This is a genomic window from Enterococcus salsurae, assembly GCF_054784955.1.
The window spans coordinates 352,323-369,461 of record NZ_BAAHWY010000004.1; the positions used below are offsets into that span (position 1 = coordinate 352,323).

At 43.4% G+C, this 17,139-nt stretch carries 16 protein-coding genes; 8 read left to right on the forward strand and 8 right to left on the reverse strand.

Features of this window, described 5'->3' with window-relative positions; translation table 11 throughout:
• Window positions 1–41: 41 nt before the first annotated feature.
• From ACYVRS_RS11885 to ACYVRS_RS11900, 4 genes are all read right to left on the reverse strand, one after another.
• Window positions 42–1,526, reverse strand: coding sequence for a phytoene desaturase family protein (locus tag ACYVRS_RS11885; RefSeq protein WP_461203410.1), 1,485 nt, complete (start codon window positions 1,524–1,526; stop codon window positions 42–44).
• Window positions 1,527–1,772: 246 nt separating this feature from the next.
• Window positions 1,773–2,489 (reverse strand): acetolactate decarboxylase, encoded by a 717-nt coding sequence (gene budA / locus ACYVRS_RS11890; RefSeq protein WP_461203411.1) that lies wholly within the window; start codon window positions 2,487–2,489, stop codon window positions 1,773–1,775.
• Between the two features lie 17 nt (window positions 2,490–2,506).
• Complete coding sequence (alsS, locus tag ACYVRS_RS11895) at window positions 2,507–4,159, reverse strand: acetolactate synthase AlsS (protein WP_461203412.1); 1,653 nt, start codon at window positions 4,157–4,159, stop codon at window positions 2,507–2,509.
• A 216-nt stretch (window positions 4,160–4,375) separates the two neighbouring features.
• Window positions 4,376–5,338 carry an alpha/beta hydrolase gene (locus ACYVRS_RS11900; protein WP_312499223.1) on the reverse strand — a complete coding sequence of 321 codons (963 nt, stop codon included), beginning with the start codon at window positions 5,336–5,338 and terminating at the stop codon, window positions 4,376–4,378.
• A 206-nt stretch (window positions 5,339–5,544) separates the two neighbouring features.
• On the opposite strand from ACYVRS_RS11900, the gene ACYVRS_RS11905 reads away from it, so the two are divergent.
• From ACYVRS_RS11905 to ACYVRS_RS11925, 5 genes are all read left to right on the forward strand, one after another.
• The gene (locus ACYVRS_RS11905) at window positions 5,545–6,456 is read left to right on the forward strand and encodes a methyl-accepting chemotaxis protein (RefSeq protein WP_461203413.1); all 912 of its coding nucleotides are present in this window, start codon (window positions 5,545–5,547) and stop codon (window positions 6,454–6,456) included.
• Window positions 6,457–6,831: 375 nt separating this feature from the next.
• The gene (locus ACYVRS_RS11910; RefSeq protein WP_313540916.1) at window positions 6,832–8,130 is read left to right on the forward strand and encodes a PTS sugar transporter subunit IIC; all 1,299 of its coding nucleotides are present in this window, start codon (window positions 6,832–6,834) and stop codon (window positions 8,128–8,130) included.
• Between the two features lie 106 nt (window positions 8,131–8,236).
• Entirely contained in the window at window positions 8,237–8,722 is a 486-nt protein-coding gene (locus ACYVRS_RS11915) for a GNAT family N-acetyltransferase (RefSeq protein WP_461203414.1), read from the forward strand.
• A gap of 115 nt (window positions 8,723–8,837) precedes the next feature.
• Window positions 8,838–9,197, forward strand: a complete 360-nt coding sequence (locus tag ACYVRS_RS11920) for a helix-turn-helix domain-containing protein (RefSeq protein WP_461198688.1) — start codon at window positions 8,838–8,840, stop codon at window positions 9,195–9,197.
• Window positions 9,089–9,436, forward strand: coding sequence for a hypothetical protein (locus ACYVRS_RS11925; RefSeq protein WP_461198889.1), 348 nt, complete (start codon window positions 9,089–9,091; stop codon window positions 9,434–9,436). Before ACYVRS_RS11920 ends, ACYVRS_RS11925 begins: the two co-directional genes overlap by 109 nt.
• A gap of 72 nt (window positions 9,437–9,508) precedes the next feature.
• Here the strand turns inward: ACYVRS_RS11925 and ACYVRS_RS11930 are convergent, their stop codons facing one another.
• The gene (locus ACYVRS_RS11930) at window positions 9,509–10,504 is read right to left on the reverse strand and encodes a YeiH family protein (RefSeq protein WP_461203415.1); all 996 of its coding nucleotides are present in this window, start codon (window positions 10,502–10,504) and stop codon (window positions 9,509–9,511) included.
• A gap of 244 nt (window positions 10,505–10,748) precedes the next feature.
• Between ACYVRS_RS11930 and uvrC the strand changes: the two genes are divergently transcribed.
• Window positions 10,749–12,521, forward strand: coding sequence for an excinuclease ABC subunit UvrC (gene uvrC, locus ACYVRS_RS11935; protein ID WP_461203416.1), 1,773 nt, complete (start codon window positions 10,749–10,751; stop codon window positions 12,519–12,521).
• Between the two features lie 52 nt (window positions 12,522–12,573).
• On the opposite strand, the gene ACYVRS_RS11940 is transcribed toward uvrC, so the two are convergent.
• Window positions 12,574–13,095, reverse strand: a complete 522-nt coding sequence (locus ACYVRS_RS11940; RefSeq protein ID WP_054115642.1) for an NADPH-dependent FMN reductase — start codon at window positions 13,093–13,095, stop codon at window positions 12,574–12,576.
• 13 nt (window positions 13,096–13,108) lie between these two features.
• Window positions 13,109–13,726 carry an NADPH-dependent FMN reductase gene (locus tag ACYVRS_RS11945; protein WP_461203417.1) on the reverse strand — a complete coding sequence of 206 codons (618 nt, stop codon included), beginning with the start codon at window positions 13,724–13,726 and terminating at the stop codon, window positions 13,109–13,111.
• A gap of 194 nt (window positions 13,727–13,920) precedes the next feature.
• On the opposite strand from ACYVRS_RS11945, the gene ACYVRS_RS11950 reads away from it, so the two are divergent.
• Both ACYVRS_RS11950 and ACYVRS_RS11955 read left to right on the forward strand, forming a co-directional pair.
• On the forward strand, window positions 13,921–14,685 hold the full coding sequence (locus ACYVRS_RS11950; RefSeq protein WP_461203418.1) for a MarR family winged helix-turn-helix transcriptional regulator: 765 nt from the start codon (window positions 13,921–13,923) through the stop codon (window positions 14,683–14,685).
• Between the two features lie 62 nt (window positions 14,686–14,747).
• The gene (locus tag ACYVRS_RS11955) at window positions 14,748–16,511 is read left to right on the forward strand and encodes an ABC transporter ATP-binding protein (RefSeq protein ID WP_461203419.1); all 1,764 of its coding nucleotides are present in this window, start codon (window positions 14,748–14,750) and stop codon (window positions 16,509–16,511) included.
• 124 nt (window positions 16,512–16,635) lie between these two features.
• Here the strand turns inward: ACYVRS_RS11955 and ACYVRS_RS11960 are convergent, their stop codons facing one another.
• Window positions 16,636–16,977, reverse strand: coding sequence for a hypothetical protein (locus ACYVRS_RS11960; protein ID WP_313538774.1), 342 nt, complete (start codon window positions 16,975–16,977; stop codon window positions 16,636–16,638).
• Window positions 16,978–17,139 lie beyond the last annotated feature (162 nt).

Here is a 17,139-nt window from a genome sequence, read left to right on the forward strand (position 1 = left end):
CTTGATCAGCCTCCTTTTTCAAATTGTCTATACACCACTAATTAACGTTTGCGCTGGGTGATCATTCGGCTCACTTGCTGTCCGCTCAATGTCACCATCGGCATCCCCGCGCCAGGATTGACTGTGCCGCCGACAAAGTACAGGTTATCGTATTTCTCGCTGTGCTTCGGATGCTTGAAGCCATGGTTTTGTTTCCGATCAGAAACAGTACCATAAATTGCACCACGATGAGAGGCATATTGGGCTTCGATATCTGCTGGTGTCCATCGATCTTCAAAGACGATATTTTTTTGCAGATCCGTCAGACCCATCCGTTCCAACTTCTCTAGAATGCGCGTGCGAAAAGCAGCATATTCTGCTTCAGTGAATGGAGAATCTTGCAAGTAGGGAATATGGGGCAAGATTTTTAGATTTTCATGTCCAGGAATCGTTTGACTAGGGTCTGTCTTATTGACATTCACTAAGTAAATCGTTGGATCGTCTGGCAATCGATGGTCATGGAAATTTTGGTCAAAATTCGTTTGTGCTGCTTCCGAAAAGAAAAAGTTATGATGCGCCAGCTGCGGATATTCTCCTTTGACCCCTAGATGCAAGACAAAGCCAGAGCTGGCGGGTTCGAATTTCTGCTGCACTTTTGCAGAGATTTCCTCGGATAACAATTGCTGATACGCTGGAATGACCTCCATATTTGACACAAAAATGTCTGCCATCAATCGTCGGCCATCCGCCAAATACGCCGCTGTTACTTGTTGATCTTGGGTGTCTAATTTTGTGACTTTCTGACCGGTGATAAAAGTAACGCCAATTTCTTTGGCCAATTGTACGATGCCTTGCGCAAGCTGCTGCATGCCGCCAGGTACATACCATATCCCTTGGGCATGCTGCATGTAACTCATCATATTCAAAACTGCTGGGGCGTCATAAGGCGAAGACCCCACATATTTACTAAAATACCCTAGCATATCCCGCATATGAGGATTGCTGACCCGTTTGTCGATTGCCTCTTGCATCGTGGAAAAATAATCGAAGCCTTTCAATGCACGCACGATGCCATGATGCCGCAAGACATCTTTTGTCTGATCAAAACCTTCCGCGAAATAGCCTTCTTCCGTCAAATCGTAAATTCCCTTGGCATAGGCCAAAAACGTGCGGTATTCTTCCATGTCTTTGGCATTTAAATCAGGATTTTCTTGCGCCATGCGCGACAGGTCGCCATATAGATCGATCTTGCTGCCGTCGGGGAAAAAGGAGCGCCATTCGAGGGGCAGACGGCGAATCGGTACATAATCTTTCATTTGCCGCTGACTCTTCGTGAACAATCTGTCGAATATCTGGGGCATCGTCAAAATAGACGGACCCAAATCAAAGCCAAAATCTGCTGTCTTCAAATGATTCAGTTTTCCGCCTAAATGGTGATTTTTTTCCACTACGGTGACTTGATAGCCTGCTTGCGTCAAAGAAACTGCTGCGGACAACCCGCCCAGGCCACCACCGATCACTAAAATAGTTGTTTTTTTGTCTGCCATCATTTGCCTCTTTCTGCCTACGTGCCTTTATTAGGCATCTTACTTTATTCTTCCACACCACACATAGGCCGTGGATGCGTCTTGTTTATCTGTCATAGTATCGTTCATTCATTCTACCACGGCGATAAGAATCCATGATGCAGCACGCTTTGGCCAGAAGAAAAAAGGACACCCGTTAGTTCACTGGGTGTCCTTGCGTTTACCTATTTCGTTGTATAGAACAAAGCAGACACCAAAGAGGCCGCCTTATTCCGCTAATTGGATATCTTTCGCAATACCCGCCACATCGATTTCTCGTTGCAAAAAGTCGGCATCATCGATGGGAAAGTGTTGGCGAAACTCTGCCAGTTCCATCAACTCGATTTCACCGGCAGCCAAGTCAAAATCTAGGACATGGCCTGCAAACTGATGATCATCACTTAAAAAATGCCAGTGAAAACCAGCCGCTGCAGCACCATGAAATAATTGGGGTGTAAAAAAGCCCACAATGGTTCCCGCTACATCAGTCCTTTGGAATTCTGGTTGATTGTCGATGATCTCAACAAATTTCGGGTAGGGCTTGGTTTGTTTCGGTGCCACCCGCACATGGATGTTAGAGAAGACCCCGCGCATTTTGACAGCCGTAAATAAATTGGGACTCACCTGTGCCAGAATATGTTCTTTGACCCCATCACTATTTGTTTCAGTATGGATCGCCACCTGTTTATTGGGGGCAAATGTGGTCACTGCGGCATACGGTGTTTTTTCGGCACCTGTCAATTGACGCACGTCGCCGGTTTGATCCACATGGTAAATCTGACCGTCTAAGATGATCACTTCGCCATCTGAACCAGCTAACGTGCCAATCCCAGTATCGCCGTCATCCAATAAGCGGCCAATCTGCTCCGTCCCTTCCATCAGATCTTGCATCAACCCGCCTAATGTCCCATGTTGGTAAAGATAGCTTTTGCTTTGTACCTTCAAGATGATTCCTCCTGTTTTTAATAAAATTGATCTGGCAAAATCGTTTTGCCCAATGCCGCATTATCGGAATAATCGACAGGAATATCAATGATGACCGGTCCATCTGTCGCCAGTCCTTCTTCGATCGCAGCAATTAATTCTTGTTTCGTGGTTGCTCGCAGCCCTTTGGCACCAAATGCTTCCGCATATTTGACAAAGTCTACCGGCCCGAAATCTACGCCTGATGCACGGTCATATTTCATTTCTTCTTGGAATTTGACCATGTTATACGTCCCATCGTTCCAAATCAAATGGATGATCGATTGCTTCAAACGAACGGCTGTTTCCAACTCTTGTGCCGAAAACAAGAACCCACCATCACCAGAAATCGAGATCACTTGTGTATTTGGTCGAACCAAGGCTGCTGAAATGGCCCATGGCAATGCAACACCTAACGTTTGCATACCGTTACTGAACAATAAGTGTCGTGGTTCATAACTGCGAAAATGGCGGGCCATCCATATATAATGGCTGCCGACATCAACGGTGACTGTCATATCATCAGTGACTTCTTGTTGTAACACATCAATGATTTCTAAAGGATGCACGGTTTGTGCTTGCCCTTCTTTGATTGGTGGTTGTTGTTTGAGTTTCTCTTGCAACGCCTGCAAATACGTCCGCGCATCCTCTGACAATTGATCCCCTGTCATGGTTTGTGCAAGTTGTTCACTGATTTTAGCGATACTACCAATCAATTCAACTTCTGGTTGCATAAAAGGATCGATCTCCATAGGCACTTCATCGATCACGATCACACGGGCATCTTTTTCGGCATTCCAATTACGGGCCTCATATTCGATAGGATCGTAGCCCACAGCAATCACCAAATCACTGCGCTTCAACAACATATCTCCTGGTTGATTGCGGAATAGTCCAACCCGTCCAAAGAAATGGGCTTCTAATTCCCGCGAGATAATGCCTGCACCTTGAAATGTTTCGACAACTGGTAAACCTGTTTTCGCCACTAAATGGCGAATCGCTTGCGTTTCTTTGATACCACTTGCTCGCATACCTAGCAATAAAACAGGTAATTTGGCTTCATGGATTCGTTCTGCCAACATCTCAATATCGGCTTGATCCGCTGGACCTAGTTTCGGCGCAGACAAAGGTTCGATCGCTGCACCTTCGGCAAAGCCATCGGTCACATCTTGTGGGATCGACAAAAAGCTGGCACCTTTTTTGGCTGTCTTTGCAATACGAAATGCATTCGCAATGCTTTCTGATAATGTTTCTGGATCTTGGACCTCACTGCTGAACTTGGTTATTGGTGCAAAGAGTGCGGCATTGTTCATGCTTTGATGGGTCAATTTAGATAGATCAGAACGCTTGACCTGACCCGCAATTGCCAATACAGGATCCCCCTCTGCTGTTGCAGTGACCAGTCCAGTCGCCAAATTGCTGGCACCCGGTCCGCTCGTTGCAATCACCACACCTGGCTCCCCTGTCAGACGGCCAATGGCTTGCGCCATGAAAGCAGCATTTTGTTCATGTCTTGCCAAAATCAATTCTGGCCCATGATCCGCCAATACATCGAAGACACCATCGATTTTTGCACCAGGGATCCCAAAAATATAAGGGACATGATGGTTTTCCAAACTTTCAACAATTAATTCTGATCCTTTTTTACTCACTGTATTACCTCTTTTCGATAACTGTATTACTCACAAATAAAATAATAGCACTTTTTATTTATTTATCAACAAAAAACAACTATTTAAAACTGTATTAAAAAAGTGAGCGTTTTATCGATAACGGTTCCATACTTGCTAGACTAAGCATCTGTTTGCCACCCATAAGACAAAAAAAATCGCCGATGATCGACGATTTTTTTCTATATCAGGATTGAATTATTTGGCCTCTGGATGATTTTTTTGATTGATCCATGTAGTGGCTAGATCCATCGCACCACGCGCTGCATTGGTTTGATCTAACGCATGGACCATCACGAAATCATGAATGATTCCTTGCATCCGCACTTGTGTTACTTCCACACCAGCCTCTCGTAAATGTTGGGCATACGCTTCGCCTTCATCTCTCAACACATCGGCTTCGCCTGTAATGATCAACGCAGGCGGCAGATCAGTGAGGGCTTCAGTAGTGGCTCGTAAGGGTGAAGCTGTCACTTCATTGCGGGCCGCCTCGTCTGTCGTATACTGATCCCAGAACCACTGCATCCCTTCTTTGGTCAAATAATAGCCTTCGCCAAATTCTTGATACGAAGGTGTATCAAAGTTGGCATCTGTGACAGGGTAGAATAAGAGTTGCTGGGCAATCGGAATCCCACCTCTAGATTTTGTCAAAAGCGCCATCACGGTTGCCATGTTCCCACCTACTGAGTCCCCCGCCACGGTCAAACGACTCAAGTCAATGCCTTTTGTTTCAACGAAACCTGGCAGCTGTTGCAAGACAGCATAATTCTGTTCGATCGCTGTGGGATATTTGGCTTCAGGGGAACGACTATACTCTGGAAAAATCACCAAAGAATTAGTCCGCACAGCCAGTTCTCGGATCAATTTATCATGGGTCTTCGCACTGCCAAAGACCCAACCTGCCCCATGGAGATAATAGATGACAGGCAAAATAGCATGGTTGCCTTCAGGACGGACAAAGCGGACATTGATCGTGCCCCATTCGCCGGTATCCACTTGTTGATCTTCGACTACCGCAGCATATGTCTCTACTGGGGTTTCTTGGACTTTTTCCAACAAGGCCCGGCCTTCTTCAGGGGGTAATTCATAGATCCGGGGATGGGCTGCATTTTCCTCACTAAAATCGATAGCTGCTTGTTCTAATGAAATTCTGTCTGTCATAAGATACGCTCCTTCTTTTTTTATTCTATTATTAGCCTATCATCTGTGCGTCTAGAATCAAAACAACTTGCTTTTAGTCAAGATTTTCGAACTTTTTATTAAAAAGCAAAATATTTTTCAAGAAACCTCTTAAATGACATCTGTTCTCAACCGATAATTGGAGGACGCGTGAAGGAAGACTTCCCAAATAGAAAGGTGAAACCTCGATGAATTTTACATTAGCAGGAAATCAGAACGACCATTTACTTAAGGCCATATTTAAAGAACTCGCAGTGATTGTCTTTGATACCAACAAACAAGTGGTTTTTGCCAATGAGATCATGGCCGACGTACTCGGCTATTCCACAGAGGAGATCATTGGCCTGCCACACAAGATTTTTTGTGAAGATGCATATGCCAATAGTCAAGCCTACCAGGACTTTTGGTTTCAGCTTCTCGATACCAAAAAAAATTTCCAAGACAAGATCATCCGCCGAAACAAGCAAGGGGAAACATTGATTTTAGAAGGTGTCTATTTCCCAGTTCTCGATGAAAACCAGGAAGTGATCCACGTGGTCAAGATTGCTTTTGATATTACCCAACGGGAAACGACTTTGGCCGTAACTGTCAAAAAAGTCCAAGAAAGTGCGGCTGTATTGAACCGTTTATCTGATACGGGTCACCAGCAAGTGAATCTGCTATCAGCAAACCTCACGCAAGTCAACGCGCTGTCCGATCAAAGTCAACAGACAACCCAAAATCTAGAAACAGAGATCCAAGAAGTCACACATGTCTTGCAAGACATCAACCGCATTGCTCAACAAACCAAACTGCTTTCCTTTAATGCGGCCATCGAAACCGCACGAATCGGCGAACAAGCGGCTGGCTTTCGGGTGGTAACCGATGAAATGCAAAAATTGGCAGAACAAACCAAACAACTGACCCAGTCGATCGAGTCAGCATTACATGCAATCAACGCTGAAGCGGGTTTGGTTTTGGCCAGCTCAGAAGCCACAAAAGAAACGTTGCATGCTTCACAACAACACTTGTTGGATGTCTTGAAGTCATATAATCAGTTGCAGGAAACTGCCGGACTGCTGAAGGACGAAGCACGTTTTTTGATGAAGGAAAGTGAGTAAATAGCGGCAAAAAATAATTAAATAACTTGCCACTCGCCTTTTGACCTTTCTATTGTCGCATTTTGGAAGAAAATATTATTTGTTTTTTTATCATCAAACAAATACTTTTCTTCCATTTTTTATTGGATAAAAAACGTACACACTGGAACCGTTTCCCTAGCGAACATTGCTCTATCAACTTTTTGATATAAATGGAGTATATTTCAACAACAAGTGCCGCTCGTCGCAAGTATACCATTAGATCATACAGGCTTAAAAACATTATAATAACAGCGTTTGACAGACAAAAAAAGCTTTACCTTTTGATATGTTTCGATGTATAATCAGTTCATTGATAGCGCTATCAATATTTTATAAATGGGAGAAGGATGCAATATGGAAGAAAGTACATTTTTAGATCGTTTCGGCGACAAATTGATGCCCGTCGCAATGAAATTGAATGAAAATCGTTATTTAGCGGCCATCCGCGACGGTTTTTTTGCCTCCATGTCAATTATCATTGTAGGTTCGATGTTTTTGATTTTTCCAAACTTTCCTTATCAAGGCTTTATTGATTTTATGAATGGTATTTTCGGCGATACTTGGGTTGAGTTTTGTAATCGTGCTTACGATATGTCTGTGAATATCATGTCGATTTATGTGGTCATCGGTATTGCAAGAAGCTTAGGCAATCGTTACAAAATCGATTCAATGTCTAGTATTATCCCTGCTTTAATGTCTTATTTCTTACTTACACCTACATTGACAGGTGCAGATAGTGCTATTGGATTACCTATCGCAAGCTTCGGCGCCGCTGGTCTGTTCTTAGGGATGATTTCCGCAATTTTAGCGATTGAAATTTCAAACTTTGTGTTGAAACGCGGTTGGAAAGTCAAAATGCCGGATAGTGTACCTGACAATGTTTCTCGTTCGTTTGAATCGTTGATTCCAGTTGCATTTATCTTTTTCATTTATTTATTTATCTTCTTTGGTTTCAAAATGACTAGCTATGGCAGTGCACAAGCTTTTATTTTTGAAATCTTACAAAAACCATTAACATCGCTAGGGGCGTCCTTGCCTGCTACGATTTTGGTCCAAGTATTAGCAACTTTGTTGTTCTCTTTTGGTTTGCATGGTCCAAATATCGTGGGTTCTGTGATGACACCGATTTGGACCGCACTAACTGTTGAGAATTCTGAAGCATACAAATTAGGTCAAACGATTCCAAATATCGTCAATGCGCAGTTTGATGCCAACTATGTAAAACTAGGCGGTTGCGGTACAACGATTGGCTTGGTTATCTTGTTTCTATTCTTCGCTCGCTCTCAGCAATACAAGGCCTTAGGTAAATTGGCAATTGGTCCTTCTCTATTCAATATCAACGAACCGCTGATTTTTGGGGCGCCTATTGTCTTGAACCCAATATTGATGATTCCATTCATTATTTCGCCATTGATTTTCGCTTCATTAAGCTACTTGGTAACTTACATTGGATTGGTACCAGCAGCCAACGGGGTCAATATCCCTTGGACGATGCCGCCAATTCTTTCTGGCCTATTCATTAGTGGCTGGCGGGGCGCTGTGTGGCAAGCAGTAGAAATCGTTCTTTCTGTCGCATGGTATTATCCTTTCTTCAGAATCGTGGATAAGCAAGCCCATAAAGTTGAACTTGGACAAGCAACAACAGTCGTATAAAACTTTTCAAAAAACTCTTACGTCGGTGGGCGAAAGAGTTTTTTTATTCCCTAGCGATTGCTTGTGATACACTGTAACTAACCTATTTTACAGGAGGAAAACAACAATGCAGCCGACGATACGTTTGATTGACACCAACGACGATCCATTTTTAGCCGCGATCATTCGCCAAAATTTGGCAGATCACCAGTTGGACCTGCCTGGAACAGCTTATTTTGATCCTGAACTAGATCATTTAAGTACATTCTATGCACAACCGATGGCCAATTACTTCACCATCACGGATGCAGCGTTTGGTGTGCTAGGCGGCGGTGGTTATGCGCCTTATGACCAAACCAAAAAAATCGCTGAGTTGCAAAAATTTTATCTCAGTCCTGCAGTAAAAGGATTGGGGCTCAGCTATTCTTTGCTGCAAACCATCGAAGCAAGTGCTCAAGAATTGGGGTATCAACAACTGTATCTTGAAACCCATCATCTACTTTCGGTTGCCCTCCACGTGTATCAAAAGGCGGGATATCTAGAGATTGATGGACCTTTACAGCACACGCAGCATACAACGATGGATCGTTTCTTTGTGAAACATCTCCAGTAAATGGATGTCTCATGATCAACTATTGATACATCAACATTTCAACGAATCGTTGTCTCCGTATTCCTATTATCAACGCTTCGTTTCTTGTTTGATCAACTAATTGGGGGATATACTCATGTTAGAAATAGGCAGCACATTGAAGCACTTGAGGCAACAAAAAAAGTGGACGCAAAAAGAAGTCGCAAAGCGCATACATGTTACGCCCCAAACAGTTTCAAAGTGGGAAAACAATAAAAGTTATCCTGATTTGGATTATTTGGTACAGCTGAGTGCGTTATTCAATGTGTCCACAGATACTTTATTGGGTACAGCCAAACCTGCTTTTTTGGTTCGTCTTTTTCTAAAAAAAAGCGAGGAGTGTTCCCCATGTCAGAAGAAGTTATTCTTTCTCATCAAGAAACAAAGCAAGTGTATATTTTTAGCATCAGCAACTGGATCAGCGATGGTGAATTTCAGACACAGCGTTTACAGATGAAATTACAAAAACAACTAACCAACATCGGCTATTCAGTGGACGTCCATATGTATAGTGCATCAAAAATCGAGACACTGGCGCCAAAAGCGGATATCATTCTTTTAACACCAGAATATAGTTTTGCATTAACGCAGTTGCAACAAGCATTTCCCTCGAAGCCTATTGTTACTGTAAATAAACAAGACTATGGTTTACTAAATATGTCTTCGATTGTCGCATCCTTGAACAAGTTTCTCTAAATACGATTAAAAACAGTTTGCTGAGACTCTGTAAGTAAGAGTGAATGCAAACTGTTTTTTCCTTGCTTATTTCTACATTCCTAACAGCCAAATCAACAATACTGCTGCGCCTGTCTGCACTGCGCCTACCGATAAACCGTAATACAAAAAACGCGGTCCTTCATTCAAAAATTTCCTGAAATCTAGCCGTAAGCCAATCGCTGCCAGCGCTGTTGTTTCAAACCAGCCGCTGACAAATTGTGCAGTCTGACTTAGCCAATTGGGTAGCTCGGTAAAGCTGTTCAAGATACAAATACCCAGAAAACCTAAGACATACCATGGAATCGGCAAGGTTTTCTTACTGGTGCCTTGCGACGTGCTCTTCGCCATTTTTTTAAAGAGCAGAACGACAAGTGTCAGCAAGATGATGCGGGTGATCTTAAAGAGCATGGCATACTTGACCACGTCACCATCCAACAAGCTTGCGCCCGCCACGACCTGTCCGACCGATTGCAAGGTCCCGCCAAGCAAGGCACTTTTCGCCAATAGATCTTCTCCGTAGAGAGCTAGTCCGAGAAATGGCAAGGTCAACATCATGACCGTTCCCAGTAAGTTCACCAGGGTAATGATCTGGCCTTTTTCTTCGTCATCTGCATTGATCGCAGGTGCAATAGCACCAATCGCTGATGACCCGCAAACCGCATTTCCCCCAGCCATCATCATGGCCATCGTTTGACTAAAGCCCAATTTTTTCCCGATCAATATTGCTGACGTGATCACGATACTCATCATCAATAGGATAAAGACAAACCCTTTTAACCCCATTTCACTGATCGTTTGAAAGGTTACTGTAAACCCTAATAAGACCACCGAATATTCCAATAAGCGGCTTTCTGCAAATTTGGTTCCTTGTTGATAGACAGATTGTTTGAAATACGTATTTCCTAGAATAATGCCTAACAAAATCGCAATCGTTGCGCCGCCAATCTGCGGTACCCATTCTGCAGCGAATTTAGCCACCGCTGCCACGAACACTGCCAACAAAAGCCCTGGCAGCCATCCTTTTTTTCCAACCCAACTCAATGACATCCATCCTTCCATTTAGCATTTATTATACACGATACCAGCCAAAATGGACGGACGAAATCAATCGTTAATTTTTTATTACAGATCACAGAATTCTGGTTGCTGTATGAAGCAATTCATTGTTTCTAAAGAAAATTGTGCTACAATGAAGAGTGCATAAACGGGCTCTTACGTTCCCCTTACTTGTGACGTGATTGTCCGGAGTGAAGTGATTCCCTGATTGCTATATAGAAGAAAGGACGTCCACATGAACGAGCAAATCAAAAACAAATTGGCCTTGCTGCCGGATCAACCTGGCTGTTATTTGATGAAAGACAAAAACGGCACGATCATCTATGTCGGGAAAGCCAAAATACTAAAGAATCGTGTACGTTCCTACTTTACTGGCAGTCACGATACCAAAACAGAACGATTGGTAAAAGAAATCAATGATTTCGAGTATGTTGTCACTGAGTCCAACACCGAAGCGTTGTTGCTTGAAATCAATTTGATCCAAAAAAACAAACCCAAATACAACATTATGTTGAAGGATGATAAATCCTATCCCTTCATTAAGGTCACAAAAGAACGCTACCCACGGTTGATCATTACCCGAAAAGTTCTAAAAGATGGTGCGTTGTACTTTGGTCCTTATCCCGATGCACGGGCAGCCAATGAAACAAAAAAAGTCTTAGATCGATTGTTTCCTTTGCGAAAATGCGGTCCTTCTCAAAAAAGACCTTGCCTGTACTATCATTTGGGCCAGTGTGTCTGTCCTTATGTCCATGATACGGATCCTAAGGAATATCAGAAAATCGTTGATCAAGTCAAACATTTCTTCCATGGCGGTCATGTCGATATTTTGAAAGACCTGCAAGAAAAAATGGCCGCCGCGATAGACACCTTGTCTTTCGAGCGGGCAGCTGAATTACGGGATCAGATCCAAGCTATCGATACCGTAATGACCCGCCAAAAAATGACATTGACCGATCTAATGGACCGCGATGTCTTCGGGTACAGTGTGGACAAGGGGTGGATGTGTGTCCAAGTCTTCTTTATTCGCCAAGGAAAACTGATTGAACGGGAAGTGTCATTGTTTCCCTTTTATAATGAAGCTGAAGAAGACTTCTTGACTTTTGTCGGGCAATTTTATCAAAAAAACGAACATTTTATCCCGAAAGAAGTCTTCGTTCCGCAGCATATAGAAGCTGAACCCTTAGAAGCCTTATTAGCAACCAAAGTACTACAGCCCCAACGTGGCGACAAGAAGAAACTCGTGGATTTAGCTACCAAAAACGCCCACATCGCTTTGGCACAAAAATTTGCGCTGATCGAACGGACCGAAGAACGGACGATCGGGGCTGTCGACCGGCTAGGAGAGGCAATGGGGATTCCAGCACCTTATCGGATCGAAGCCTTCGATAATTCTCATATCATGGGAACAGATCCGGTTTCAGCCATGGTGGTCTTTGTTGATGGCAAACCATTTAAAGATGACTACCGCAAATATAAGATCCGAACGGCGCAAGGCGGCGATGATTATGGCTCTATGCAAGAAGTCATCTACCGTCGCTACTCGCGGGTCTTGAAAGAAAGCCTGCCCTTCCCAGATTTGATCGTGATCGATGGCGGGAAAGCGCAAGTCGGGGCCGCTCAAGAAGTTCTGCATGATCAACTCGGCATCGACATCCCTGTAGCTGGATTGGTCAAAAACAACAAACATAAAACCAGCGAGTTGATTTTTGGCGAATTTTTGGATCCTATCCATTTAGAACGAAATTCCGTTGAATTCTTTTTGCTGCAACGCATCCAAGATGAAGTCCATCGCTTTGCGATTACTTTCCATCGCCAATTGCGCAGTAAAAACAGCTTTTCTTCTAAATTAGATGAAATTCCAGGCCTAGGGCCAAAACGGAAGCAGCAACTGATGAAGACGTTCAAATCACTGAAAAATATTCAAGCAGCGTCTGTTGCAGATATTCAAGCAGCCGGGATTCCTCAAGCTGTGGCTGAAACAGTTTTAGCCAAATTGAACACATAAAAGAAAAGACCTTATCCGTTTTATAATGGATAAGGTCTTTTGATTCAGATGCTTAGCGAATCGTTGCAAAGGCTTTTGACCATGCGGTCAATTCATCTAGCATATCATTCACACCAGCTTGCATATGTTCACCAGGTTTGAAGACGGTGAACTGATCAAAATCGGTAAATAAATTGAATGCTGGATTGGTACGCACCGTTGCGACTTTTTGTTCTGCTAAAACGGTACGTAATTGTTCTGCTGCGCGGATCCCGCCGCCAGAACCGTAACTCACGATCCCCGCTGCTTTATCGAACCATTCTTCTCTCGCACTGTCGACGGCATTTTTCAATGAAGCCGCAAAACCATGATTGTATTCTTGAACGATGAAGATATAGCCGTCAAGGGCTGCAATTTTGTCATTCCAAGCGGTATTTGGTGCATCTGTGCCCATAAATGGCAGGTTAAAATCCTTCACATCTACGATTTCAAAGCTGTGTTGTGTTCTTTGCGCAGCGATAGATTGAATATATTCCCCTACTTGCGGACTCACGCGTCCTTCTCTTGTGCTGCCTAAAATAATGCCGAATTTCATGTTTGTTTCCTCCTTATCCTTCTGCACGATCTGCAAATACATCTGCCCAATCAAGCAATTCCGTTAACATATCATTCACGCCAGCAGTCATATGCGGCCCTGGCTTAAAGTCTGCAAAATTTTCAAAATCAGTGAATAAATTGAATGCCGGATTGGTACGCACTGTTGCGACTTTTTGTTCTGCTAGGATCAATCGTACTTGTTCAGCGGCGCGAATGCCGCCCGCAGAGCCATAACTTACGATCCCAGCTGCTTTGTTGAACCATTCTTCCCTCGCACTATCCAGCGCATTTTTTAGCGCAGCGGATAACCCGTGATTATATTCTTGTACAATAAAGATATAGCCATCCATGGCTGCGATTTTGTCATTCCACGCCTGATTCGGTGTTCCTGTGCCCATAAATGGCAGATCGTAGGCTTTGATATCGATTATTTCATATGTGCGGTCACTATGGGTCTTTGCTGTTTCTAAGATATAATCAGCGACTTGTGGACTCACACGACCTTCTCTTGTACTGCCAACGATAATACCAATATGCTGGGCTTTCTTCTTTTCCTTTGTCACAAAAATTTCTTTCATCACTTCTTTTTCAATCACTTGCGGTTCTTTCCTGCCAAATCCAAATACCATCGTGTTTACTCCTTTTTTATCATTTCTTTAACAATGTGCTCAGTCTACCAACTTACTTTTTGTAAGTCAATCATTTTGCTTACTTTTTGTTAGAAATTTTTTTAAATTTATTATTGACATTCGTTCGGTACCGAACTATACTGAACACACAACATCGTTAGGTACCGAACGATAAATAAAAAGGAGTGTTTTCAATGTCTAAAACAACCGATGATTTGATGAAACAATTACGCTTTATCAGTGAAGCAAGCAATGCCTTTATGAGCCAACGCAAACAACGTCTAACCGGCCAACAGCGGGTATTGGCGATTTTGAAATTAGAAGAAGGATTGGTACAAAACCATTTAGCAGAAGTCTTGGATCTACGCCCTAGTTCTTTGGCAGAATTGCTGAAAAAAATGGAAAACAATGGGGAGATCCTGCGTAAAGAAGACCCAGAAGACAAACGGAGCAAACGGATTTTTCTTACAGATGCCGGCCGTGAGAAGGCGGACGCGCTGACTGCCCAAAAAGAAGCAACTTCTAGTGAAACCTTCTTTAGCGGCTTACAAGAAGAAGAACAAGCCACTTTTGCAGCATTACTTGAAAAAATTGCTGCCGGTTGGGAGAACGATTTTCAAGAACAAGCGGAACGCTTTGTAGATCCTATGGACCGTTTCCAAGCGATGCAAGGGATGCGAGAAGCCATGATGGATCAATGGGGCGGCAACTGGCAAGAGATGAGTAATGAAGAACGCCGAGCCATGAAAAAGCAAATGAAAGAAGCCATGCGTCAAATGCCATTTCGCGGTCGTCCGGGTATGCATGGTGGCCATCCTTTTGGCGGACGCAATCAAGACTGTCGTCAAGGATGGGGCCAACACCCTTTCTTTAACGGTCAAGACTTCAATGGTTCTGACAAAACAAAGCAAAACCGTGATACAGATCATACACCTCAAGATGAATGGCAAGATTTTTAATTGCACCAAGTGAAGGAAGGAAGACTTTTGGCGTTTGACGTCAAAAGGAAAGGAAGAAAAACATGCAACAAGAAGCAAGATTGACAACATTACCACAAGCGAATGGTTCATTTAAAATGAAAGACTTTATCCGATTGATCGTTAGTGTGAATCCAAAAAAATCCCTTTTCATTCTAGGGATGGTGCTGAGCCTGATCACAAGCGGTGCTAGTTTGATCGTCCCACAATTGACAAAAGGTTTGGTGGATAACAGCGGGACTGCCACTTTTGATCGTCACATGTTGATTGTATTGATTCTGGCATTTGCCCTCCAATTAGGTTTAGGCACATTAGGCGGCTTCCTCCTACGTTACGTGGGAGAAAGCGCCGTGCAAACCTTACGAGAACGATTATGGACACATCTGCTCCACTTACCTGTTGGGTATTTTGATGCCCATAAATCTGGGGAGAGCAGTTCTCGCTTGGTCAACGATACAACTGTCATCAAAGAATTGGTCACCTCTCAGTTTCCAAGTTTTGTGACCGGATCGATCCAATTGATTGGCTCCATGGCGATCTTATTTTGGATGGACTGGAAAATGGCTGCGATCATGTTCAGCGCGGTTCCTTTGATTGCCTTGATCATGCTGCCGATTGGCAAGATCATGTCCAAGTTAGGCCGTCAGCTTCAAGCAGCCACGGCTGATTTCAATGCTGACGCTAGTGAGAAGCTGGGTGAAATCCGTTTGATCAAATCCAGCAATGGCGAAAAAAGCGAACAAGCAAACGGTCACCGCTTCATCAGCAACATCTTCACCCTTGGTGTCAAAGATGCCAAAGTGGAAGCTGTTTTACAACCAGTCATGATGACCGCGATGTTAGGTCTATTTGTTGGTATTCTAGGGTATGGCGCAGTGCGGGTACAAACTGGAACATTAACAAGTGGCGCATTGGTGGCATTCTTGCTTTACCTGTTCAACATTATTGCCCCTGTCACAACTTTTGCGCTGTTTTTTTCACAATTCCAAAAAGCGATGGGTGCTACAGAACGTATCCAAGAGATTTTAAATACCGCCATCGAACCTATCCATGGTCAAGAAAAAGCCCTAGTAGAAGGTGCCACTTTATCCGTACAGCATCTCAACTTCAGTTATGATTCAACCAGACCGATTTTGACCGACATTTCCTTCGAGGCGAAACCCAATAGCGTGATTGCTTTTGCTGGTCCTAGCGGTGGCGGAAAATCAACGATTTTCGCTTTACTTGAACGCTTTTATGAACCAACTAGCGGAGAAATCAAGATTGGTGATCAAGCCATCACCACGGTCAACTTACAAGACTGGCGCAGCCAAATTGGCTATGTGTCACAAGACAGTGCAGTATTTGCAGGCACGATTCGCGACAACCTGCAATATGGCTTGCAACGAACATTAACTGACGACGAACTATGGCAAGGGTTGTCTTTGGCTTATGCCGATCAATTTGTGCATGATTTCCCTCAACAACTCGATACGGAAATTGGGGAGCGGGGCGTCAAACTATCCGGTGGCCAAAAACAACGTATTGCCATTGCTCGTGCCTTTTTAAGAGACCCGAAAATTTTGATGTTAGATGAAGCAACAGCTAGTCTTGACTCGCAATCTGAAGAAAAAGTCCAACGGGCCCTTGACCATCTGATGACTGGACGAACGACTTTAGTGATTGCCCATCGCTTGTCAACCATCGTTGATGCAGATCAAATCTATTTTATCGAAAATGGCCGTGTGACCGGACAAGGGCGTCATCGAGAACTTATTGATGCACACCCTCTTTATGCCACCTATGTCAACGAGCAGATGGTCCAATAATCCCTCTTCTATCCATTGGATACCACTGCTGCCACCTATTGCGCGATCCTCGCGATTGGCACTTGCAAAGATGTACGTCGTCTTTTGCAACTGCCGACCGGGAGGATCACGCTTTTTTTATACTTTATCCGCTAGATGTACCTTTCTCTTGCTTTTGCAACTGCTGCATCAAACGCTGGTTCTCTAATTTCAAAAAATCTCTTTCACTACTTGTCTCTGCCAATTTGCTTTGGTAGACAGCTAAATGCTGCTGGTATTGTTGGTCTAGTCGTTGATTTTCTGCTTCTGTATGTGCCAATTTGACGGTCAATTCTTGATTCATTGTTTCATATTTATGATATAACTTTTGGGCATTGTCGATGTTGGTTTGTTCCAGCGAAGCTTTACTTGATACCTTGGCCGCAAAGAATGTCACCAGACCAGTGATAAGTGCTGGGATTATGACCGTGTAAACGGATGCTTCCATATCCTTTCTACCCCCTTCGATACAAAACGTATCTTTATAAAGGTAGTATAAAAGATACGAATCGTATCGTCAACAGATATAGATATTTTATGTATCTTTTTATATCGAATAGATACATTTTATATCGAATGTGGTATACTAACAAAAAAAGGAGGCGTTAAC